The 20466-nt window shown below is 66.7% G+C and carries 18 protein-coding genes and 2 tRNA genes; 11 read left to right on the top strand and 9 right to left on the bottom strand.

Translation table 11 applies throughout. From position 1 onward, the window contains the following. Window positions 1-43 precede the first annotated feature (43 nt). Genes tsaE through LCI23_RS18480 form a run of 3 tightly spaced genes read left to right on the top strand, consistent with a single transcriptional unit; the run spans window position 44 to window position 2716 of the window. Window positions 44-529 carry a tRNA (adenosine(37)-N6)-threonylcarbamoyltransferase complex ATPase subunit type 1 TsaE gene (gene tsaE / locus LCI23_RS18490; RefSeq protein ID WP_224947924.1) on the top strand — a complete coding sequence of 162 codons (486 nt, stop codon included), beginning with the start codon at window positions 44-46 and terminating at the stop codon, window positions 527-529. Further along, window positions 493-1908: an N-acetylmuramoyl-L-alanine amidase gene (locus LCI23_RS18485; RefSeq protein WP_224947923.1), complete on the top strand. Its 1416-nt coding sequence runs from the start codon at window positions 493-495 to the stop codon at window positions 1906-1908. Before tsaE ends, LCI23_RS18485 begins: the two co-directional genes overlap by 37 nt. 13 nt (window positions 1909-1921) lie before the next feature. Further along, a complete protein-coding gene (locus LCI23_RS18480; RefSeq protein WP_224947922.1) occupies window positions 1922-2716 on the top strand; it encodes a D-hexose-6-phosphate mutarotase in 795 nt (264 codons plus the stop codon). A gap of 22 nt (window positions 2717-2738) precedes the next feature. On the opposite strand, the gene LCI23_RS18475 is transcribed toward LCI23_RS18480, so the two are convergent. After that, the gene (locus LCI23_RS18475; protein WP_224947921.1) at window positions 2739-3827 is read right to left on the bottom strand and encodes a carbonic anhydrase; all 1089 of its coding nucleotides are present in this window, start codon (window positions 3825-3827) and stop codon (window positions 2739-2741) included. A 151-nt stretch (window positions 3828-3978) separates the two neighbouring features. After that, window positions 3979-4623 (bottom strand): VTT domain-containing protein, encoded by a 645-nt coding sequence (locus LCI23_RS18470; RefSeq protein WP_224947920.1) that lies wholly within the window; start codon window positions 4621-4623, stop codon window positions 3979-3981. A gap of 149 nt (window positions 4624-4772) precedes the next feature. On the opposite strand from LCI23_RS18470, the gene LCI23_RS18465 reads away from it, so the two are divergent. The 5 genes from LCI23_RS18465 (at window position 4773) to LCI23_RS18445 (ending at window position 8921) form a co-directional block, all read left to right on the top strand. Next, the gene (locus tag LCI23_RS18465) at window positions 4773-5690 is read left to right on the top strand and encodes a peptidylprolyl isomerase (RefSeq protein ID WP_224947919.1); all 918 of its coding nucleotides are present in this window, start codon (window positions 4773-4775) and stop codon (window positions 5688-5690) included. A gap of 36 nt (window positions 5691-5726) precedes the next feature. Next, entirely contained in the window at window positions 5727-7655 is a 1929-nt protein-coding gene (mutL, locus tag LCI23_RS18460) for a DNA mismatch repair endonuclease MutL (RefSeq protein WP_224947918.1), read from the top strand. Then, window positions 7655-8611: a tRNA (adenosine(37)-N6)-dimethylallyltransferase MiaA gene (miaA, locus tag LCI23_RS18455; protein WP_224947917.1), complete on the top strand. Its 957-nt coding sequence runs from the start codon at window positions 7655-7657 to the stop codon at window positions 8609-8611. Before mutL ends, miaA begins: the two co-directional genes overlap by 1 nt. 82 nt (window positions 8612-8693) lie before the next feature. Further along, window positions 8694-8770, top strand: a tRNA-Met gene (locus LCI23_RS18450). Between the two features lie 74 nt (window positions 8771-8844). Beyond that, window positions 8845-8921 (top strand) — tRNA-Met (locus LCI23_RS18445). A 61-nt stretch (window positions 8922-8982) separates the two neighbouring features. Here the strand turns inward: LCI23_RS18445 and LCI23_RS18440 are convergent. The 6 genes from LCI23_RS18440 to LCI23_RS18415 all read right to left on the bottom strand — a co-directional run bounded on the left by LCI23_RS18440 (window position 8983) and on the right by LCI23_RS18415 (window position 14417). Then, on the bottom strand, window positions 8983-9141 hold the full coding sequence (locus LCI23_RS18440) for a hypothetical protein (RefSeq protein WP_224947916.1): 159 nt from the start codon (window positions 9139-9141) through the stop codon (window positions 8983-8985). An 89-nt stretch (window positions 9142-9230) separates the two neighbouring features. Continuing rightward, complete coding sequence (locus LCI23_RS18435) at window positions 9231-9545, bottom strand: putative signal transducing protein (RefSeq protein ID WP_224947915.1); 315 nt, start codon at window positions 9543-9545, stop codon at window positions 9231-9233. Between the two features lie 32 nt (window positions 9546-9577). Beyond that, entirely contained in the window at window positions 9578-10843 is a 1266-nt protein-coding gene (locus LCI23_RS18430; RefSeq protein ID WP_224947914.1) for a DUF445 domain-containing protein, read from the bottom strand. Between the two features lie 45 nt (window positions 10844-10888). Further along, window positions 10889-12052, bottom strand: coding sequence for a CaiB/BaiF CoA-transferase family protein (locus tag LCI23_RS18425; RefSeq protein WP_224947913.1), 1164 nt, complete (start codon window positions 12050-12052; stop codon window positions 10889-10891). Window positions 12053-12068: 16 nt separating this feature from the next. Next, complete coding sequence (locus LCI23_RS18420; protein WP_224947912.1) at window positions 12069-13223, bottom strand: acyl-CoA dehydrogenase family protein; 1155 nt, start codon at window positions 13221-13223, stop codon at window positions 12069-12071. Window positions 13224-13232: 9 nt separating this feature from the next. Then, window positions 13233-14417, bottom strand: a complete 1185-nt coding sequence (locus LCI23_RS18415; RefSeq protein ID WP_224947911.1) for a lipid-transfer protein — start codon at window positions 14415-14417, stop codon at window positions 13233-13235. 110 nt (window positions 14418-14527) lie between these two features. On the opposite strand from LCI23_RS18415, the gene LCI23_RS18410 reads away from it, so the two are divergent. From LCI23_RS18410 to LCI23_RS18400, 3 genes are all read left to right on the top strand, one after another. Further along, window positions 14528-15163 (top strand): TetR/AcrR family transcriptional regulator, encoded by a 636-nt coding sequence (locus tag LCI23_RS18410; RefSeq protein WP_224947910.1) that lies wholly within the window; start codon window positions 14528-14530, stop codon window positions 15161-15163. Window positions 15164-15244: 81 nt separating this feature from the next. Next, window positions 15245-16942 carry a YbaL family putative K(+) efflux transporter gene (gene ybaL / locus LCI23_RS18405; RefSeq protein ID WP_224947909.1) on the top strand — a complete coding sequence of 566 codons (1698 nt, stop codon included), beginning with the start codon at window positions 15245-15247 and terminating at the stop codon, window positions 16940-16942. Window positions 16943-17191: 249 nt separating this feature from the next. Continuing rightward, window positions 17192-17758, top strand: coding sequence for a DUF3267 domain-containing protein (locus tag LCI23_RS18400; RefSeq protein WP_224947908.1), 567 nt, complete (start codon window positions 17192-17194; stop codon window positions 17756-17758). Between the two features lie 498 nt (window positions 17759-18256). Here LCI23_RS18400 and LCI23_RS18395 read toward each other — a convergent pair whose 3' ends face one another. Further along, a complete protein-coding gene (locus LCI23_RS18395; RefSeq protein WP_224947907.1) occupies window positions 18257-20227 on the bottom strand; it encodes an AAA family ATPase in 1971 nt (656 codons plus the stop codon). Window positions 20228-20466 lie beyond the last annotated feature (239 nt).

The following is a 20466-nucleotide window of genomic DNA, read 5'->3' as shown; positions in this document are numbered from 1 at the left end:
ACGATGCGGCCCAAGGGTGCCGCCTAACCCGCTATTTTATTCGATGCAGCCTTTCAAAGCCTACCTGGCAGACGAATCCGCCACCGCCGCCCTTGGCGCGGCGCTTGCCCGCGCGCTGCGGCCCGGCCTCGTGCTCTACCTGCACGGCGACCTCGGCGCCGGCAAGACGGCGCTCACGCGCGCCCTGATCCAGGCCGCCGGCCACCGCGGCACCGTCAAGAGCCCGACCTATACCCTGTCCGAGCCCTACCGGGTGCAGATCGACGGCCAGCCGGGGCAGATCATCCACTACGACCTGTACCGCATGTCCAGCCCCGAGGAATTCCTCGACGCCGGCTTTCGCGAGGATTTCGACGGGCAGAATGTCTGCATCGTCGAATGGCCGGAAAAGGGCGAGCCGGTGTTGCCCCCGCCCGACGTACGGGTCTTGCTCAATGTCAGCGGTCTCGGGCGTGAGGTAGAATTGCAGGCGTTGTCTCAACCAGGCCTGCTATGCCTCGACCGTCTCGCCTATCCTCCGCCTCCCTGAGCGCCCGTTCGCCTCGCCGCCGCACCCTGCTCAAGGCCGGCGGCACGCTGCTGCTGTCCGTGCTTGCGCCGCTGCCCGCCAGCGCCGCCCAGATCCTGGCCGTGCGGGTCTGGCCCGCGCCCGACTACACCCGCGTCACGCTGGAAAACGACAGCATTCTGGCGACCGAGCATTTCCTCGTGCCCGATCCGCCGCGCCTGGTGGTGGACATCGACGGCCTGGCCCTGAACGACACCTTGAAAAGCCTGGTCGCGAAGGTCGAGCCGAACGACCCCTACATCAAGCAGGTGCGGGTCGGCCAGAACCGGCCGAACGTGGTGCGCCTCGTGTTCGACCTGAAGGAAGCCGTCAAGCCCCAGGTGTTTACGCTGGCGCCGGTGGCCGGCTACCGGCACCGCCTGATCTTCGACCTGTATCCGACCCAGCCGGTGGACCCGATCGCGGCCCTGATCGAAAAGGGAGAATGGAGCACCGGCGACACGGCGGCCGCCGCCGGCGGCGCCAACCCGGCCTCGCCCCTGCCGGCCACGCCGCCGGCCCAGACCGGCGTCGGCCCCGATGCGATCGCCAAGCTCGAATCCGAGATGTCGGCCCTGGACGGCACGCCGCCGCCCCAGGCCGTGCAGCCGACGCCCGCGCGCGGGGCCAAGGCGCCGGCGCCGAAAGTGGTGCGCATGGTGACCATCGCGCTCGACCCCGGCCACGGCGGCGAAGACCCGGGCGCGATCGGCGCCAACGGCAGCCGCGAGAAGGACATCGTGCTGGCGGTGGCCAAGCGCCTCAAGGCCAAGCTGGAACAGCTGCCCAACACGCGCGTGATGCTGACCCGCGACGGCGATTATTTCGTGCCGCTCGGCCAGCGCGTGCAGAAGGCGCGCAAGGTGCAGGCCGACCTGTTCGTGTCGATCCATGCCGACGCCTGGATCTCGCCGACGGCGCGCGGCTCCTCGGTGTTCGTGCTGTCGGAAAAAGGCGCCAGCTCGAGCGCGGCGCGCTGGCTGGCGAACGACCAGAACAAGGCCGACCTGGTCGGCGGCGCCAACTTCGCGGTGCAGGACAAGCAGATCGCCAGCGTGCTGTTCGACCTGTCCACCACGGCCCAGATCAACGACAGCCTGAAAGTCGGCAAGGCCGTGCTGACCGAGATCGGCGGCATCAACCGCCTGCACAAGGCCGCGGTCGAGCAGGCCGGCTTCGCCGTGCTGAAAGCGCCTGACATTCCCTCGATTCTGGTGGAAACTGCCTTCATCTCGAACCCGGAGGAAGAAGCCAGGCTGCGCGACGACGGCTACCAGAACCAGCTGGCCGAGGCCATCACCAAGGGCATCAAGCGCTACTTCGCCGACAACCCGCCGATGGCCAAGAGCCGCCAGACCTGATTGCGACGACACCATGAACCTCGCCACCCATACCACCTGCGGCCAGCTGCCCGCGATCCGCATCCAGGCGCCGGACGGCGCCGAGGCCACCGTGACCCTGTATGGCGCCCACCTGGTGTCGTGGAAGGGCGCCGACGGCGCCGAGCGCCTGTTCCTCAGCAGCCGTTCGGCGCTTGATGGCAGCCGTGCCATCCGCGGCGGCGTGCCGGTGATCTTCCCCCAGTTCGCCGAACGCGGCCGCGGCATGCGCCACGGTTTTGCGCGCGTGAGCACCTGGCGCCTGGAAGACAGCGGGCTGGATGGCGACACCGCCTGGGCCGTGTTCGACCTGGCCGCGGGCGACCTGCCGAGCACCGTGGCCGACGCCTGGCCGCACACCTTCGCGCTGTCGCTGCGGGTGGCCCTGCGCGCCAATACACTGCAGATGGCGCTCACCGTGCGCAACCTCGGCGCCGCGCCCTTCCCGTTCTCGGCCGCGCTGCATGCTTACCACCTGGTACCGGACGTGTGCGCGGTGCGCATCGAGGGTATCTCCTCGGACGAGATCTCGATTCTCGACAAGCTCGACGCCGTCTATCCGCACGTGGCCGGACGCGCCCAGCTGGCCACCGGCGCGCGCAGCCTGGCGCTGGAGCAGGCCGGCTTCACCGACGCCGTCGTGTGGAATCCGGGCGCGGTCGACGCGGCCGCCCTGCCCGACCTGGAAAACGACGAGTACCAGCGCTTCGTGTGCGTCGAGCCGGCGCTGCTCGATCCGCTGACCCTGGATGCCGGGCAGACCTGGACCGGTACCTACCGGATCAGCTGAACAGCGCAGCCGCTCCGCTCCCTCAGTTCGATTCCTTGATCATCCTGCCGTTGCCCGCCTGGGCCGGCCGCGCATTGTAGGGATACAGGCGCGAGAACAGCGCCATCTGCGCGGGCGACGCCTGCATCGGCTGCTTCATGACGATCCACAGCACGTCTTCGGTACAGGGTGGCGTGGTCAGCGAACCCATGTAGGTGAAATAGTCGCGCTTCTCCGGCAGCGCCTCGTTCGGATCGATCATGATCGAGGGCGACACGGCCTGCTGCTTTTCCAGCGGCAGGTTGTTCCACACGGTCTGGATCATCGGATTGGCCTTGCCGCGCTCGAGCAGCACGGCCAGCACCAGGAGCTTGCCTTCGTAGCTGCGGTGCACGAAGTGGATCACCATCTCGCTGCCCTTGCCGTTGATGCGCTCTTCCGACGGACGGTGGAAGTGGAACTGCTGCAGCTCGTAGGTCATGTTACCCACGGTGAGGAAGTTGCCGCCGCCGACCGTCACCTGGATGGTGTGGCCGTTGTCGATCTCGCTGAACGAACTGGGGTGGTAGTCGAAGGCGATCTGCTCGAGTTCGACCTTGATGCCGTCGCGCAGGTCGATCGGCGACTGGCGCTTGCCGGTGCTGCACTTGGCCCAGTTCGAATTAATGTTGGCCCAGTTGGCCGGACCATACTCGCCCTCGTAGGACCAGTGGGTGCCGTTCTTCGGCTGGCTGGCGACGGCGATGGCGGCCTCGGCTTCCTTGCGGCGCTTCGCTTCCGCGGCCTTGCGCGCGCGCGCGGCCGCGGCATTGCGCGCGGCCTGCTGTTCGCGCAGCTGGGCCAGGCGCTCGGCGATGCGCACCGACAGGTCGACTTCCGCCTGCTCCTCGCTGGCGGCCGGCGCAGTGCGGGCCGGGGCCGGCGCAGGTGCGGCGGCAGCAGCGGTACGGGCGTCGGCCGCCGCCACCAGGGCCTTCATGTCGGGCTTGGCCGCGCCGATCTTGACCTTGCCTTCGAGGATGGCTTTGACGTCGGCCGACTTGCCGTCGGGCCTGGCTTGTGGAGCAGCTTCGCTCGCGCTTGCCGAAGCCATGACGAGGCTGCAAGCGAACAGGGCGATGAGGTGGCGCATGAGAATCCGGGGAGTGTCTGTCCTAATGCTTATCGGCAATTTGTCGTCAAAACTTGAGTGCGCTAAAGCAAAAACGCCCTGAAAGATCAGGGCGCTGCAAGGATGGCAAGGTCTTTCCTTGCCGGACCAGGGCCGCGGGCGGCCCGGTGGCTCAGCGGCTCAGCATCCTGCGGCCGAACTTGACCAGCCCCGCGATCGCCAGCGGCACCATGGCCGCGGAAATGCCGACCAGGACGATCTCGGTCAGGTGCTCCTTCACCACGGGGACATTGCCGAACAGGTAACCGGCCGTGACCAGGCTGGCCACCCACAGCAGCGCGCCGGTGACGTTGAACAGCTGGAAGCGGGTGAAGCTCATTTCGGACACCCCCGCCACCAGCGGCGCGAAGCTGCGCACCACCGGCACGAAACGCGCCACGATGATTGTCTTGCCGCCATGCTTTTCAAAGAAGTCGTGGGTGCGGCGCAGGGCGTCCTTGTTGAGCCACCGGTAATTGTGCGTGAAGACCCGGTGGCCGATGGCGCGCCCGACGTAGTAGTTGACGGTATTGCCCGTCACCGCCGCCGTGACCAGCAGCGTCATCAGGAGCGCATAGTTCATCTCGCCGGTGGCGCAGAAGGCACCGGCAATGAACAGCAGGGTGTCGCCAGGAAGGAAGAAGAACAGGACCAGTCCGGTCTCGCAGAACACGATCGCGAACAGCACGATGTATACATAGGTTCCGTACTGGGCCAGCAGCGTGCCCAGCGTCTTATCGACATGCAGGAGCATGTCGAACAACTGCATCAGATCCATAATCTTCCTAGAGGTAGCCGCGCATCATACCATTTCCGGCCGCCCCGCCCGGCCGTCAGGACAGCGCGGCATGGCGCGCCGCCGATGTCTTTACCTTCCGACCACATTCCCGCACAATCGACCCACCGCTACCCCATCCTGGAGACCGCATGACCGTTTCGCCGATCGTCCACCGCCTTGCCAGCGCCATGCTGGTCCTTGCCACCGGCGCAGCCGCCGCCGCTCCGGCGCCCAAGGAACTGCCGCCCAAGCCCTCGGTGGCCGACGTGGTCAAGGCTTCCAAGCCGGGCGACTGGCGCCCGCTCGATCCGGACAACACGCTGTACATGGACTTGCCGACCGGCCGCGTGGTCATCGAGCTGGCGCCGGCCTTCGCCCCGGCCACGGCCGCCAACATCCGCGCCCTGGTGCGGGAACAGTACTTCGACGGCCTGGCGATCATCCGCTCGCAGGACGGCTTCGTGGTGCAGTGGGGCGACGCCAACGAGGAGCAGCCCAGGCCCTACAAGGCCGCCAGGACCGTGAAGGCGGAGTTCACCGCGCCGATGAAGTCGGCCGGCGCCTTCACGCCGCTCAAGGACGGCGACGTCTACGCGCCCGAGGTCGGCCATGCGGGCGGCTTCCCGGCCGCGCGCGATCCGAAGAGCGGCCAGGCCTGGCTGGTGCACTGCTATGCGATGATCGGCGTGGCACGCGGCAACGAGGCCGACTCCGGCAACGGTTCGCAGCTGTACGTGGTCACCGGCCACTCGCCGCGCCAGCTCGACCGCAACATCACCGTGGTCGGCCGCGTCGTCTCCGGCATGCCGCTGCTGTCGGTCCAGCCGCGCGGCCTTGGCGCCGCCGGCTTCTACGAGAAACCCGAGCAGCGCATGCCGATCAAACAGGTGCGCCTGGCGGCCGACCTGCCCGAAGCCGAGCGCAGCCGCTTCGAGGTGATGCGCACCGACAGCGCCACCTACCAGGCCGTGGTGGAAGCCCAGCGCAACCGCGGCGGGCCATGGAACAAGGTCGCCACGGGCAAGATCGACCTGTGCAATGCCCCGATCCCGGTGCGGGAGCGCTAGGGTGGACCGGGCCGCGCGCCGGGATATAATCTGGCGATGAACGCGCCCGTCCCACCTCCAGCCACCGTGCAGCGCCCGATCCAGCAACTGCCCGACCAGCTCATCTCCCAGATCGCCGCCGGCGAAGTGGTCGAGCGGCCCTCGGCCGTGGTGAAGGAACTGCTGGAAAACGCGCTCGACGCGGGCGCGACCCAGATCACCGTGCGCCTGGAAGAAGGCGGCGTCAAGCGCATCGCCATCACCGACAACGGCCGCGGCATCGCGCCCGAGCAGCTGCCGCTGGCGCTGGCGCGCCATGCCACCTCAAAAATAGCCTCGCTGCACGACCTGGAGCACGTCGGCACCCTGGGCTTTCGCGGCGAGGCGCTGGCCTCGATCGCCTCGGTGGCCGCGGTGCGCATCACCTCGCGCACGCCGGACGCGCCCCACGCCTGGGAGATCGTCGGCTCGCACGAGGGCCGTGTCGCGCCCTCTTCCGGCACCTTCGGCACCACCATCGACGTGCAGGACCTGTACTTCAATACCCCGGCGCGGCGCAAGTTCCTGAAGTCCGAACAGACCGAATACGGCCACTGCGCCGAAGTCGTGCGCCGCATCGCGCTGTCGCGCCCGGACGTCGCGTTCAGCCTGACGCACAACGGCCGCACCATCGACCACTGGAACGTGAGCGAAGCGGCCAGGCGCAGCGGCCAGATCCTGGGCAGCGAGTTCGCCGAGGCGCGCCTGGCGCTGGACGAGGCGGCCGGCCCCTTGCGCCTGCACGGCTACGTCGGCCTGCCGACGGCGTCCAAGGCGCGCGCCGACGGCCAGTTCTTCTACGTGAACGGGCGTTTCGTGCGCGACAAGCTGCTGGTGCACGCGGTGCGCGCGGCCTACCAGGACGTGCTGCACGGCGACCGCTTCCCCTGCTACGTGCTGTCGCTCGAACTCGACCCGGCGCTGGTCGACGTCAACGTCCACCCGTCGAAGATCGAGGTGCGCTTCCGCGACAGCCGCGCCGTGCACCAGTTCGTGTTCCACGCGGTGCAGCGCACCCTGGCGCAGACCTCGGCCACGGCGCACGGCAGCGCGCCGGCGCCGGTCTCGGCCGCCGACATCAGGCCGACCGGCACGCCGGTGTGGGCGCCGCGCCCGCACGAACAGACTTCCTTCGGCGCGCAGCTGGCGCCGAGCTTCTCGCCTTCTCCGTTCGCGCCGGGCAGCCGCTGGGACGAGCCGCGGCCCGCGCAGCATCCGGCAAACCCGACCGGCGGCGTGGCGCAGCGCCTCGAATCCTACGGCGCCCTGTTCGCCGCCGGCGCGCCGGCCAGGGCCGAGGCCGCGGCCGGCATGCCGCTGTCCGGCGGCGAGCGCCCGCTGTCGAACGAGGACTTCCCGCTCGGCTTCGCCCTGGCCCAGCTGCACGGCATCTACATCCTGGCCCAGAACACCCGCGGCATGGTGCTGGTGGACATGCACGCGGCGCATGAACGCATCCTGTACGAGCAGATCAAGAACGCGCTCGACGCGCGCGCCGACGGCGAGGAACTGCAGGTGCAGCAGCTCCTGATTCCCGTGACCTTCTACGCCGACGCGGTCGAGGTGGCGACCGCCCAGGACCATGCCGACACCCTGAAGGCGCTCGGCTTCGACATCGCCGCCCTGTCGCCGACGACGCTGGCGGTGCGCACCGTGCCGGTCCTGCTGAAGAACGCCGATGCCCAGACGCTGGCGCGCGACGTGCTGCGCGACGTGCGCGAATACGGCGGCTCGCGCGTGCTGATCGAGCGCCGCAACGAGCTGCTCGGCACCCTCGCCTGCCACACGGCGGTGCGCGCCAACCGCATCCTCTCGACCCAGGAGATGAACGCGCTGCTGCGGCAAATGGAAATCACGGAGCGCTCCGACCAGTGCAACCACGGCCGTCCGACCTGGGTGCAGCTCGAGATCGCCGCGCTCGATAAACTCTTCCTGCGCGGCCAGTAATGACGATGAACAGCAAGAAACCGGTGGCCGTGGCCATCATGGGCCCGACCGCGTCCGGCAAGACCGCGGCCGCGCTGGCGATCGCGCAGACCCGCCCGGTCGAGATCATCTCGGTCGACTCGGCCCTGGTCTATCGCGGCATGGACATCGGCACGGCCAAGCCGAGCGCGCAGGAACTGGCGAGCGTGCCGCATCACCTGATCGACATCATCGATCCGCTGGAGAGCTATTCGGTGATGCAGTTCCGCGAGGATGCGATCCGCCTGGTGGGCGAGATCGGCGCGCGCGGCGCGCTGCCGCTGCTGGTGGGCGGTACCATGATGTATTTCAAGGGCCTGACCGACAGCCTGGACGACCTGCCGACCGCCGACCCGGCAGTGCGCGCGGCCATCGAGGACGACGCGGCGCGCCTCGGCTGGCCGGCCATGCACGCCCGCCTGCGCACGCTCGACCCGGTGACGGCCGCGCGCCTGGAACCGAACGACGCCCAGCGCATCAACCGCGCGCTCGAGGTCATCACCCTCAGCGGCCAGCCGATGTCGGCCCTGCTGGGCAAGCGCGGCAAGCCGGAGCTGCCCTTCGAGCTGGTCTCGTTCGCGCTGGAACCGTCTGAGCGCGCCGTGTTGCACGCGCGCATCGCCCAGCGCTTCGATGCCATGCTGGGCGAGCGCGACGACGCAGGCCTGGTGGCGGAAGTGGCGCGCCTGCGCGCGCGCGGCGACCTGTCGCCCAGCCTGCCCTCGATCCGCTGCGTCGGCTACCGCCAGACCTGGGACTACCTGGACGGCAAGATCGACCGTACCGAACTGCGCGAGCTGGGCATCATCGCCACCCGCCAGCTGGCCAAGCGCCAGCTCACCTGGCTGCGCGCGATGCCGGAGCGGATCGTGGTAGACTGCTTGGGTAACCACCCGACCGGCGAGCTGATGGACAGGCTGGGCAGGTTGGAAAAATGACATTGGCACGAAATTTTTGCGCCCCGGAAGCGCGTCCAGCCTTGACAGGCAAGGCGGCGCCCCCGATAATGCCTGCCGTTGCGGTGATATAGCTCAGCTGGTTAGAGCACAGCACTCATAATGCTGGGGTCGGTGGTTCAAGTCCACCTATCACCACCACAGAATTCCAAGCGGATGGCTTGACTCTCCAGGGTCAAGCCATTTTGCTTTACCGCCTGGCGGTGACTTTTTTCGGTGATATAGCTCAGCTGGTTAGAGCACAGCACTCATAATGCTGGGGTCGGTGGTTCAAGTCCACCTATCACCACCAGATTCGACAACGGCCCGGTTCTCGCGAACCGGGCCGTTGTGCGTTTGCGGGGCTGGCTGGCTCAATGCTTCTTGCCGCCACCCGAGATCTTGTTCTCGGTCGCCCAGGCGCGCCGTTCGGCTTCCTTCTTCGGCACACCTTTCTTTTCGTAGCTCTGCTCGATGTGCTGGGCCTGGCGCTTCTGCTTGTCCGTATAGGACGATTTATCCCCTTGCGGCATGATGCGTCTCCTTGCAATGGTAGTTGACGGCATCAGGCTACGCCGCAATGGCGTCCCGTAACGTTCGCCAGTTCACGCAAGCCGCCGTTCTACTCATCCGTAAACGACTCGTCCAGCGCGAAGTCGCCGCGCGCCAGGCTGGCCAGCACGCTGGCGGCGTGCTGCAGGTATTCCTGCGGCACCAGGATGCGCACTCCGCCCAGCGCGGGCGCCAGCAGCAGGTCGGCCTGCATCAGGTGGGCGTCGGCCAGCACCGCCGGGATGCCGGCCGCGACCAGGCAGCCCTGGGCCAGGTTCGCCTCCATCGGTACCAGGTAGCGGGCGATGATGAACAGGTCGCGGCCCGGGATCTGCTCGACCTCCGGGTTCGCCGCCAGCCAGGCGTTCAGTGCGAGTTGTTCCATGCCGCCCTCTTCCAGAAAGTTTTACCATTCGGTCAAAACAGCGCCGGCGCCTGCGACAGCAGGTACAGCGTGACCCCGATCAGGCCACCGACCAGCGTGCCGTTGATGCGAATGTACTGCAAGTCCTTGCCGATGTTGAGTTCGATTTGTTCCGACATCTCGCGGTCGTCCCACTGCTTCACCGTATCGGCGATGTGGCGCGTGAGGAAGCCCGCGAATTCGGGCGCGGCGCCGCGCGCGGCCGCTTCCAGGCTCTCGTTGAGCGAGGCGCGCAGCTGCGGGTCCTCGGCCAGCACCTGGCCGATCCAGGCGCCGGTGGCCACCAGGCGCCGGCGCAGGGCCGAGTCCTCGCTGTGCAGGTCGCGCCTGACCCAGTCCTTCAGCTCGCCCCACAGCGTGGCCAGGTAGCCGTTCAGGGTCTCGTCGCCCAGCAGGTAGGCCTTGATCTCGTCCGCCTTCGCGGCAAAGGCCGGGTCGGCCTTCAGGCGTTCGATGAACTCGGCGGTGAACACGTCGAAGCGCTGGCGCAGCGGGTGGCGCGGGTCGGCCGCCACCTTGTTCAGGATGCCGGAGGCGAGCCGCACCGCCAGGTCGGCGCCCTTGCGGCCGATGAGTTCCGACGGCAGCATGCGCTCGATGAAGGCATAGTCTTCGCGCAGCCAGTCAACGATGCCCTGCGAGATCGTGGCCTGGGTGTCCTGGTTGTCGAGCAGGCGCGCCAGCTGCATGATGCCTTCGTCGAGCAGCTCCTGGTGACGCCCGTCGCGGGTCAGGCTTTCCAGGATGGTGCCGGCCGATGTCGACAGGTCCACGCTGTTGACCATGGCGTGCACGGCGCGCCGGAGCAGGCCCTGCACCGCGCCATCCTCGATGAAGTCGAGCATCCAGCCGCCCACCCGCACCAGCTGCTGGCCCAGCAGCGCGGTATTGGCCGGCTGCACCAGCCAGTCGGCCACCTTCTGCGCGGGGTCGTGGCGCTGGATCAGCCGCACGATCGATTCGGTGTCGAGGAATTTTTCGTGCACGAAGCGCGCCAGGTTATCGGCGATGCGCTCCTTGTTCTTCGGGATGATCTCGGTATGGCGCGAGACGATCGGGATCGGCACGCGCCTGAACAGCGCCACCACCGCGAACCAGTCGGCCAGGGCGCCCACCATGGCGGCTTCGGAAAACGCGCGCAGCAGGCCGGTCCACCAGTTCTGCGGCAGGAACAGGGTCAGCACGAACAGCAGTGCCGCGCCCGCGAGGAACGCGAGGGCAAGCAGTTTCGACTGGCGCAGTTCGGTGGCTTTCGTCATGGGCTCCGGGAACAGGATGGCGGCCATGCCGCCTGCCACCGAATGCTATATGACTTCGCGCGCCCTCAGCGCTTCGATTGACTCGGCCGTGAAGCCCCATTCGAGCAGGATCGCCACGCTGTCCGCCCCCGGGCTGCTGGGCGCGCGCGGGGTGGCCGGCGCCGTGCGGCTGAAGCGCGGCGCCGGCGCCGGCTGGGTCACGCCGTCGATCTCCACGAAGGTATGCCGGGCCGCGTTGTGGGGATGGCGCGGCGCCTCGTCCAGGTCGAGGACGGGCGCGAAACAGACGTCGCTGCCTTCGAGCAGGCGGCACCATTGCTCGCGGCTGCGCGTCGCGAACAGCGCCGCCAGGCGCCGCTTCAGTTCGGGCCAGTTGGCCCGGTTCCAGCGCCGGGTGAAGAGCGGATCGTCCTGGCCGGTGAGCCGCAGGAGGGTGGCGAAGAACTGCGGCTCGATCGCCCCGATCGAGATGAACTTGCCGTCGCTGCAGGCGTAGGTGTCGTAGAAGGGCGCGCCGCCATCGAGCAGGTTGGCCTCGCGCGCGTCGCTCCAGGCCCCGAAACCGCGCAGGCCGTACATCATGGCGCCCAGCAGCGCCGCGCCGTCGGTCATGGCGGCGTCCACCACCTGGCCCTGGCCGGACGCGCGCGCCTCCAGCACCGCACAGACCACGCCAAAGGCCAGCATCATGCCGCCGCCCCCGAAGTCGCCCACCAGGTTCAGTGGCGGCGGCGGCGGGCTGCCGGCGCGTCCGGTTGCGTGCAGCATGCCGGACAAGGCCACATAGTTGATGTCGTGGCCGGCCGCCTGCGCCAGCGGCCCGTCCTGGCCCCAGCCGGTGACGCGGCCATAGACCAGTTTCGGATTGCGTTCCAGGCAGGCATCCGGCCCCAGGCCCAGGCGCTCCATCACGCCCGGGCGGAAGCCCTCGAGCAGCACGTCGGCGCCTTCCAGCAGCTGCAGCGCGGCCTGGCGTCCGGATTCCCTCTTCAGGTCCAGGCACAGCGAACGGCGTCCGCGCGTCATCACGTCGTGGCGGGTACCCAGCACCGGATAGGGATTGTCTTCGCCGGGCCTGCCCTTGCGGTCGATACGGATCACGTCCGCGCCCATGTCGGCCAGCATCATCGCCGCGAACGGACACGGCCCGATGCCCACCATCTCGACCACCCGCACGCCCGCCAGCGGTCCCGTCTTCGCCTGTGCCATGCCTGCCTTTCCCGCGCTAGAGCGACCGCGCAATGATCTCTTTCATGATCTCGTTGGCGCCGCCATAGATGCGCTGCACGCGCGCGTCCACGTACATCTGGGCGATCGGATATTCCAGCATGTAGCCATAGCCGCCGAACAGCTGCACGCACTGGTCCACCACCTTGCACTGCAGGTCCGAGATCCAGTACTTGGCCATCGAGGCGCGCACGGTGTCCATGCGTCCGGCCATCATGTCTTCGACGCAGCGGTCCATGAAGATGCGCGCCACCGTCGCCTCGGTCTTGATCTCGGCCAGCACGAAGCGGGTGTTCTGCATCTCGATGAGCGCCTGGCCGAAGGCCTTGCGCTCGCGCGTGTGCGCGATGGTGAGCGCCAGCGCACGCTCGATGGCGGCCACGCCGCATACGCCGAGGATGGTGCGCTCATACGGCAGCTCGGTCATCAGGTGGGCGAAGCCGCGGCCCTCCTCCCCGCCCAGCACATTGTCGAGCGGTACATGGGCCTCGTCGAAGAACAGCTCGCAGGTGTCCTGGCCCTTCTGCCCCACCTTCTCCAGGATGCGCCCGACGCGAAAGCCGGGGTTGTCCCTGGTTTCCAGCAGCAGCAGGGATACGCCCCTGGCGCCGGCGGCCGGGTCGGTCTTGGCCACCACCAGCACCAGGTCGGCCAGGTAGCCGTTCGAGATGAAGGTCTTGGAGCCGCTCACGCGGTAGCCATCGGGCGTGCGCACGGCCGTGGTACGGATGCCCTTCAGGTCGGACCCGGCGCCCGGCTCGCTCATGGCGATCGCCGCGATCATCTCGCCGCTGGCCAGGCGCGGCAGGTATTTCCGCTTCTGCTCCTCGGTACCCTGGTTCAGCAGGTAGTGGGCGACGATGGCGTGCACGTGGATGCCGAAGGCGGTGTCGCCGCCGTAGGACAGCTCCTCGAACACCACCGCCATGTGGGCGAAGCTGCCGCCCGCACCGCCGTATTCTTCGGGGATGTCGGCCAGCAGCAGGCCCATCGCGCCGGCCTTGCGCCACAGGTCGCGGTCGACGTGCTGCTGCGCGCGCCACCTGTCCTGGTGCGACGTGATCTCGCCCGCCACGAAGCGGCGCACCGCGTCGCGGAAGGACCGCAGTTCTTCATTCATCCAGGAGGATGGGGAATCGACGATGGTATCCATCCGCCGCCCTTATCCGTTGCGGTACATGGTGACCACGCAGGCGCCGCCCAGGCCCAGGTTGTGCTGCAGCGCGACCCGCGCGCCGGCAACCTGGCGCGCATCGGCCGTGCCGCGCAGCTGGTGGGTCAGCTCGTAGCACTGGGCCAGGCCGGTGGCCCCGAGCGGGTGGCCCTTCGACAGCAGGCCGCCGGACGGATTCGTGACCACCTTGCCGCCATAGGTGTTGTCGCCGTCGAGGATGAACTTGTCGGCGCCGCCTTCCGGGCACAGGCCCAGGGCTTCATAGGTGATCAGCTCGTTGTGCGCGAAGCAGTCGTGCAGTTCGACCACGTCCAGGTCTTCCGGGCCGAGGCCGGACTGTTCGTAGACCTTCTGGGCGGCGGCGCGGCTCATGTCGTAGCCGACCAGGCGCATCATGTCGCCGGAGGCGAAAGTGGCCGGGGTGTCGGTGGTCATGGCCTGGGCGGCGATGTGCACGTCGCGGCGCAGTCCGTGGCGCTTCGCGAAATCTTCCGACACCAGCAGGCTTGCTGCCGCGCCGCAGGTGGGCGGGCAGGCCATCAGGCGCGTCATCACGCCCGGCCAGATCGCCGGCGCGTCCAGCACGTCCTGGGCCGTGACTTCCTTGCGAAACAGCGCCAGCGGATTGTTGACGGCGTGGCGGCTGGCCTTGGCGCGGATGCGGGCGAACGCTTCCAGCGGGGTGCCGTATTTCTCCATGTGGGCCAGGCCGGCGCCGCCGAAGTAGCGCAGCGCCAGCGGGATCTGGGGCTTGCCGACCAGGCGGTCGGTGACTTCGTCGAAGGCGTCGAACGGGGTCGGGCGGTCGGTGAACACCGAGCCGAGCGCGCCGGGACTCATCTGCTCGAAGCCCAGCACCAGCACGCAGTCGGCAGCGCCGCTGGCGATCGCCTGGCGGCCCAGGAACAGCGCGGTCGAGCCGGTCGAGCAATTGTTGTTGACGTTGACGATCGGGATGCCGCTCATGCCCACCGCGTACAGCGCCTTCTGGCCGCTGGTCGAATCGCCATACACGTAGCCGGCATAGGCCTGCTCGACCAGGTCATATGGCAGGCCCGCGTCTTCGAGCGCGGCCCGGGCGGCCTGGGCGCCCATCTCGTGATACGGGCTGCTGGCCCCCGGCTTGGCGAACGGGATCATCCCGACGCCGCTGACATATACTTGTTTCACCACTGTCTCCTGTCTCGTCCTGCCCTAGCCGCATACGATTAGGTCGCACGACCTAATCAGCCGATTATAGGTCAACTGTACTAATTTTTGTACGTGTCTGCGATAATCGCGCCATGATGCCCACTCTCGACAGCACGCTGCGCAACAAGCCTTCGACCACCACCGAAAAGGGCCTGGGACGGGCGCGCGATATCCTCCTCGCCGCGCGCGGCCTGCTGGCCAGCGAAGGCTATGCCGGGCTGTCGATGCGGCGCGTGGCCCAGGAGGCCGGCATGAGCCTGTCGAACGTGCAGCACTACTATGGCAGCAAGGAGCAACTGCTCGAGGCGCTGCTGCTGTATACGATGGACGAGTTCCAGGCCAAGATGGACCACATCGCGGTGGCGATGGCGGGCCGGCCCCAGGTCGAGCGCTTCCTGAGCACGGTGGACATGTTCCTCGACGAGATCACCGAGCCGGTGACCCATGCGATCTTCTTCGAGATCTGGGCGCTGGCCTCGCGCCATCCCTTCGCTTCGAGCCTGATGGGCAAGATGGTGGGGCGCGAACGCAAGGCCATCTACGGCCTGGTGCGCGGACTGAACCCGGCCATCGACGACGAGGAGTACATGCGGCGCTCGGTGCTGATCGTGGCCCAGGTCGAAGGCCTGATGCTGTTCCGGCTGGACCGCCGCGCGCGTCCCGAGCAGTTCGCCTCCGTGCGTGCATCGGTGCACAAAGTGCTGCTAACGCTCGCGACCGTGCCTTGATCCGCAGGTAAATAATTCCGGGCAGGGGGACCCTGTCGCGTATACTCGTGGGGTTAACAACCTGCCACGGAGGCCGCACGGATGCACCATGAATTCAGCCTGATCACCACCATTGCCGCCGCACTGGGCTTCGGCCTCCTGTTCGGCATGCTCGCCATACGCCTGAAACTGCCCGCGCTGGTCGGCTACCTCGCCGCCGGTGTCCTGATCGGCCCGGCCACGCCGGGTTTCGTCGCGGACGTGCAGCTGGCTTCGCAGTTGGCCGAGATCGGTGTGATGCTGCTGATGTTCGGCGTCGGCCTGCACTTTTCGCTGGGCGACCTGCTCGACGTGAAGAAGATCGCCCTGCCCGGCGCGCTGCTGCAGATCGCGGTGGCGACGCTGATGGGCATGGGGCTGGCGCATTGGTGGGGCTGGGGGCTGGGCGCCGGCCTGGTGTTCGGCCTGGCGCTGTCGGTGGCCAGTACCGTGGTGCTGCTGCGGGCGCTGGAAGCGCGCGGCGTGCTCGATTCCCTGAACGGCCGCATCGCGGTCGGCTGGCTGGTGGTCGAAGACCTGGTCATGGTGCTGGTGCTGGTGATGCTGCCGGCACTCAGCGGGCCGCTTGGCGGCCGCGGCGACGCCGGCGCCGAATTGTGGCCGGCGCTGGGCAAGACCCTGCTGCAGGTGGGCGCCTTCGTCGCCTTCATGCTGGTGGTCGGCCGCAAGATCTTCCCATGGTTCCTGTGGCGGGTCGCCAAGACCAACTCGCGCGAACTGTTCACGCTGTCCGTGATCGCGGCGGCGGTCGGCATCGCCTATGCGTCCTCGCACTTCTTCGGCGTGTCCTTCGCGCTGGGCGCCTTCTTCGCCGGCATGGTGCTGCGCGAATCGGAACTGAGCCACCGCGCGGCCGAGGAATCGCTGCCGCTGCGCGACGCATTCTCGGTGCTGTTCTTCGTCTCGGTCGGCATGCTGTTCGACCCGATGGTGCTGGTCGAGTATCCGCTGCAGGTGCTGGGCGTGGTCGCGATCATCCTGTTCGGCAAGTCGATCGCCGCCTTCGTGCTGGTGCTGGCGCTGCGCTATCCGCTCAACACCGCGATCACGGTGTCGGCATCGCTGGCGCAGATCGGCGAGTTCTCCTTCATCCTGGCGGCGCTGGGCATGCAGCTGGAACTGCTCCCGGTGCTGGGGCAGAACCTGATCCTGGCCGGCGCCATCATCTCGATCGCGGTCAACCCGCTGATCTTCACCCTCGCCACGCCGCTGGAAAAATGGCTGCGTTCCAAGCCGGACCTGGCGCGCAGGCTGGAACACCCGGTCGACCCGCTGGCCGAGCTGCCGATGGAAACGGCGCACGAAAAGCTCAGCGGCCAGGTGGTGCTGGTCGGCTTGGGCCGCGTGGGCCGCCGCATCGCCGACGACCTGGCCGCGCGCGGCGTGCACTTCGTCGTGGCGGAGCAGAACCGCGAAATGGTCGAAGGCCTGCGCGCACGCGGCATCCCGGCGGTGGCCGGCAACGCGGCCGAGCCGGCGGTGCTGATCCAGGCCCACATCACGCACGCCGCCCTGCTCGTGATCGCCACCCCCGACACTTTCCACGTGCGCCGGATGGTGGAGATCGCGCGCATGCTCAACCCATCGGTCAAGGTGGTGGTGCGTTCGCATAACGAAGGCGAGGCGGCGCTGCTGCGCGAGGATACCGGCGGCAAGGTGTTCGTCGGCGAGCAGGAACTGGCGGCCAGCATGACGCGGCACGTGATGGAGACCCTCAAGGAGCGGGCGGCGGCGCATTGAAGCAGGTGCGCTTGGGGCGAAGCGCAGCCGGTGGCGCGTTGAATGGCCGGGATCGGGCCGGAAGCGGACGCAGCGGTAGAATTGTCGGTACCAGGATTAGCCCGTCGAAGCTGTTGATTGCTGTTTGAACATCTCACGTTTACTATGCGAGGCTGATTATTTTCTGGAAGAGTTTCGCATGCATTTTCTGCTGATGTACGACTTGGCCGGCGACTATCCCGCAGTGCGCCAAGTACAATGAAATTCAAGATGGGCGCAGTGCCCGACTCCGACGATTTCAACCCGACCGCTCCCTGGCGCAAGCTCGATGAACCGCCGGCCGACAGGATCCAGCTGATCGGCGTACCGGTCGGCATGGGGGTGGTCGTGCTGTTGGCCGTGTTGTGGTACTGGCTCACGCCCATCGCCGGCAAGCCGCAGGTGCCGCCGCTATGGGAGATGTTTGCGGCCATAGCCATCCTGATCGTGGTGCACGAAATGGTGCACGGCATGGTGCACCCGAAGGCCGGCCTGTCCGACGATTCCGTGTACGGCGTGTGGCCCTCGAAGGGCATCTTTTACGCAATGTACCTCGGTGAGATGTCGCGCAACCGCTACGTGGCGGTATTCCTGGCGCCGTTCCTGATCATCAGCGTGGCGCCCCTACTGGTGTGCGCGCTATGGTCAATTCGCTCCGACTTGATCATGCTGGTGTCGCTCCTGAACGCGCTGTTCGCCTGCGTCGACCTGATCGGCGCCTGGCTCTTGATGACGCAGCTGCCTTCGAGCGCCATGGCGCGCAACAAGGGCTGGGAAACCTGGTGGCGCGAAGGCTGAGCGGCTGGACAACAGCGGAGACGATGAAGTTATCTTCATGCACGCCACAGATCCGTACTCGCCTCCTTCCACCTTCCACCCTTGACCTAGCATCTGGCGCACGACCTGAAAGCGATTGGAAAGTAGCGCCGGCGCCATTTGACATTGAATCCGTTGGCTTTCTGACGTAATCGCGTGCTCGCCCAGCAGCGCCCGCCTTGGGTCGATTCCTGTCCGCCTGATAGGCTGTGATGTCCTGGCTCTGTGACCTGCTATGCTGATCTCGATGGAAGCGTTCTGCCAGACAGTCAACGGAGAAAGTAACATGAACGACCCAGGCAGCGCCGGCCGGCGTCCTCTGGCTCCGGAATGCACGCAATCCGCATCAGAATGGGAAATGCTGCGCCACCGGCTGCCGGCCAAAAGGGATGGGCAGGGATCGCAGTGTGTTGAGGATAAAAAAACCCGCCGGCTTGCGCGAGGCGGGTTCAAGAACAGCAAGGAAAATCCTTGTAAGACTTAAGCGGCAACCACCTCTTCCACGCACAGCTTGAGGTTGGCATGGCGGCCGTGCAGCTGCGAGTGGATCAGCTCGCTGCGCTCTTCGAGCAGCGCGAACACCGCATCCTTCGACAGCACATACTCTTCCATCAAGGTATCCTTCAGCGACTCGATCACCAGCTTGTAGTCGCGGATCGCGTTCAGGGTGTAGCTGTAGAGCTCGTCGGCTTTTTCTTCCACCAGGCGCAGCGTGTGCTCGCCGCCCATGTCCTTCTGCAGCTGCGAATAGTCCAGCTTCGAGCGCGAGTACATCGACAGGCGGCCGACCATCAGGTTCAGCATCCTGGTGATCTTCTCGATGTCGTTCTGGCTGCCCACCGAGATGCCGCGCGGGCCGTAGAACAGCTCTTCCGCCGCCACGCCGCCGTACAGGCCGATCACGTCGCGCTCCAGCTCTTCCAGGGTGCGCAGCGACATGTCCTCGCCCGACTGCAGCACGTAGCCCAGCGCGCCGATCTTCGACACCGCTTCGGTGCTGATCTTCAGCAGGTGCGACTTTTCCTTCACCTCAAGCAGGCTCAGGCCGGCGCGCAGGTAGGGATCGATCTGCATGAAGAAGTGACCCAGTTCGTGCAGGGCGATGCGCTCGCGCTGCTTGGTCTTTTCAGCCGTGGTGGCGCGGTCGGTCAGGCCGATGGTGGCGCGCTCGTAGGCACGGAACAGCAGGTTGGTGTTGATGATCGTCTTTTCCTGGATCGACAGCATCGACGCGCGCTCGACCACGGTTTCCAGCAGCGCCGGGCTCAGGTTCTGGGTGATTTCCGCGACCTGGTCCAGGTTGGTATCGTTCCAGTCGACCAGGCCTTCTTTCTTGCGTGCCAGGAAGCTGCGCAGGAGTTCCTTGCGCTCGGCCTTGTTCGGCAGGCGGAAGTTGATCTTCACCGAGAAGCGGCGCAACATCGCTTCGTCCATCTCGGTGTTCGAGTCATCGAAGTTCGACGCCACCACCCAGATCACGCCCTGGCCCTTGTCGCTCTTCACGCCGTCGAGCAGGCCCAGCAGGGTGTTGGCGGTATCGTCTTCCCATTTCTTCTCGCTGCGGCCGCGCGGCATGAACAGGCTCTGCGCTTCATCGAGGAAGATGATGCACTTGCCCTTGGCGCAGGCCTTCTTGTACAGCGCATTGAGCGCCTTCGAGCCGCCGCCCACGTAGCCCGATTCCAGCGCCGAACCCGAGGCCGAGATCAGCGGCATGTCGAGGCGCTTGGCCAGGTAGCCGACCAGCTTGGTCTTGCCGGTGCCGGCCGGGCCGGTCAGCATCACGTTGAAGGGCTTGTCGATGTTGTGCGAGTGGTATTCGTCGCGGTTGCGGATCATGTCTTCCAGGTGCAGCACTTCCTGCTTGATGTCTTCCATGCCGATCAGGTCGTCCATGCTGCCCTTGAGCTTGTCCGGGGTGATGATCGAGGCGCTGGCATTCATGCCCGGCAGGCCGAATTTCAGCAGGTAGAGCACCAGCAGCACGAGACCGATCTGCAGGCCATAGTTCTTGAGGAAAGTGCCGGTCTTCTCGAGGAAAGTCTCGCCTTCGTCCATCACGGCCTTGTGGCTGGCCAGGTAGTCGTCCTTGGCGATCGAATAGGGGATCGCGTTCTTCAGCAGCACTTCGCGCTCGAGCGACAGGTGCGAAGTGCTCGGCACTTTCACCACGTGGATCGCGTCCGCGTCCTTGAACTTGTAGACGTAGCGCGGCGACTCCGACAGCGGCTTGGCGATCAGCAGGTACTCGAGGCGGGCCTTCTTGGCCGCCAGCTCGGTGATCTCGGCAATATTTTGCGACTGCACGACCGGATTCGGATCCTGGGGCACGGTCGACTTCCAGATTGCCACCGTCGCCAGCACACCCAGCAGCGCCGCCAGGGCGATCCGCACGGAGAGGCTCTTGAAGGCATTCTTGAAGGCAACTTGAAGTTGAGCGAAATTGGGCATCGTTTGATCTCTAGCTAAGTTTGAGACGGACAGCAGTGCTTCATGAGTGCCGTGCCGGCGGTGTCTCTCGCGGGATCGGCTGCGGCGCAGGCGGCCGCTCAGGGGTTCAAACGTGTGCGTTTGATATTGTTTTGATGCCCGAAGGCAATGGGATAAGGAAGACTATACCCTTAAAAAAAACCGAGGTGTATACCGGATGGAGAAAAAAATGCCGATTATGGCGATAGTAGAAAAACGGA

It is taken from the genome of Massilia sp. MS-15, from assembly GCF_020176695.1.
In the GTDB taxonomy this organism is placed as follows: domain Bacteria; phylum Pseudomonadota; class Gammaproteobacteria; order Burkholderiales; family Burkholderiaceae_D; genus Telluria; species Telluria hydrophila.
The sequence above is the reverse complement of the archived record's forward strand: the minus strand, read 5'-3'. Positions and strand labels throughout refer to the sequence as shown.

Coding starts and splice junctions, on each gene's coding strand:
- LCI23_RS18475 (WP_224947921.1), bottom strand. CDS start 3,827: ATGCGCCACCTCATCGCCCTGTTCGCTTGCAGCCTCGTCATGGCTTCG.
- LCI23_RS18430 (WP_224947914.1), bottom strand. CDS start 10,843: ATGACGAAAGCCACCGAACTGCGCCAGTCGAAACTGCTTGCCCTCGCG.
- LCI23_RS18480 (WP_224947922.1), top strand. CDS start 1,922: ATGAACCTCGCCACCCATACCACCTGCGGCCAGCTGCCCGCGATCCGC.
- LCI23_RS18470 (WP_224947920.1), bottom strand. CDS start 4,623: ATGGATCTGATGCAGTTGTTCGACATGCTCCTGCATGTCGATAAGACG.
- LCI23_RS18435 (WP_224947915.1), bottom strand. CDS start 9,545: ATGGAACAACTCGCACTGAACGCCTGGCTGGCGGCGAACCCGGAGGTC.
- mutL (WP_224947918.1), top strand. CDS start 5,727: ATGAACGCGCCCGTCCCACCTCCAGCCACCGTGCAGCGCCCGATCCAG.
- LCI23_RS18425 (WP_224947913.1), bottom strand. CDS start 12,052: ATGGCACAGGCGAAGACGGGACCGCTGGCGGGCGTGCGGGTGGTCGAG.
- LCI23_RS18410 (WP_224947910.1), top strand. CDS start 14,528: ATGATGCCCACTCTCGACAGCACGCTGCGCAACAAGCCTTCGACCACC.
- LCI23_RS18395 (WP_224947907.1), bottom strand. CDS start 20,227: ATGCCCAATTTCGCTCAACTTCAAGTTGCCTTCAAGAATGCCTTCAAG.
- LCI23_RS18420 (WP_224947912.1), bottom strand. CDS start 13,223: ATGGATACCATCGTCGATTCCCCATCCTCCTGGATGAATGAAGAACTG.
- LCI23_RS18465 (WP_224947919.1), top strand. CDS start 4,773: ATGACCGTTTCGCCGATCGTCCACCGCCTTGCCAGCGCCATGCTGGTC.
- tsaE (WP_224947924.1), top strand. CDS start 44: ATGCAGCCTTTCAAAGCCTACCTGGCAGACGAATCCGCCACCGCCGCC.
- LCI23_RS18485 (WP_224947923.1), top strand. CDS start 493: ATGCCTCGACCGTCTCGCCTATCCTCCGCCTCCCTGAGCGCCCGTTCG.
- LCI23_RS18440 (WP_224947916.1), bottom strand. CDS start 9,141: ATGCCGCAAGGGGATAAATCGTCCTATACGGACAAGCAGAAGCGCCAG.
- LCI23_RS18400 (WP_224947908.1), top strand. CDS start 17,192: ATGGGCGCAGTGCCCGACTCCGACGATTTCAACCCGACCGCTCCCTGG.
- ybaL (WP_224947909.1), top strand. CDS start 15,245: ATGCACCATGAATTCAGCCTGATCACCACCATTGCCGCCGCACTGGGC.
- miaA (WP_224947917.1), top strand. CDS start 7,655: ATGACGATGAACAGCAAGAAACCGGTGGCCGTGGCCATCATGGGCCCG.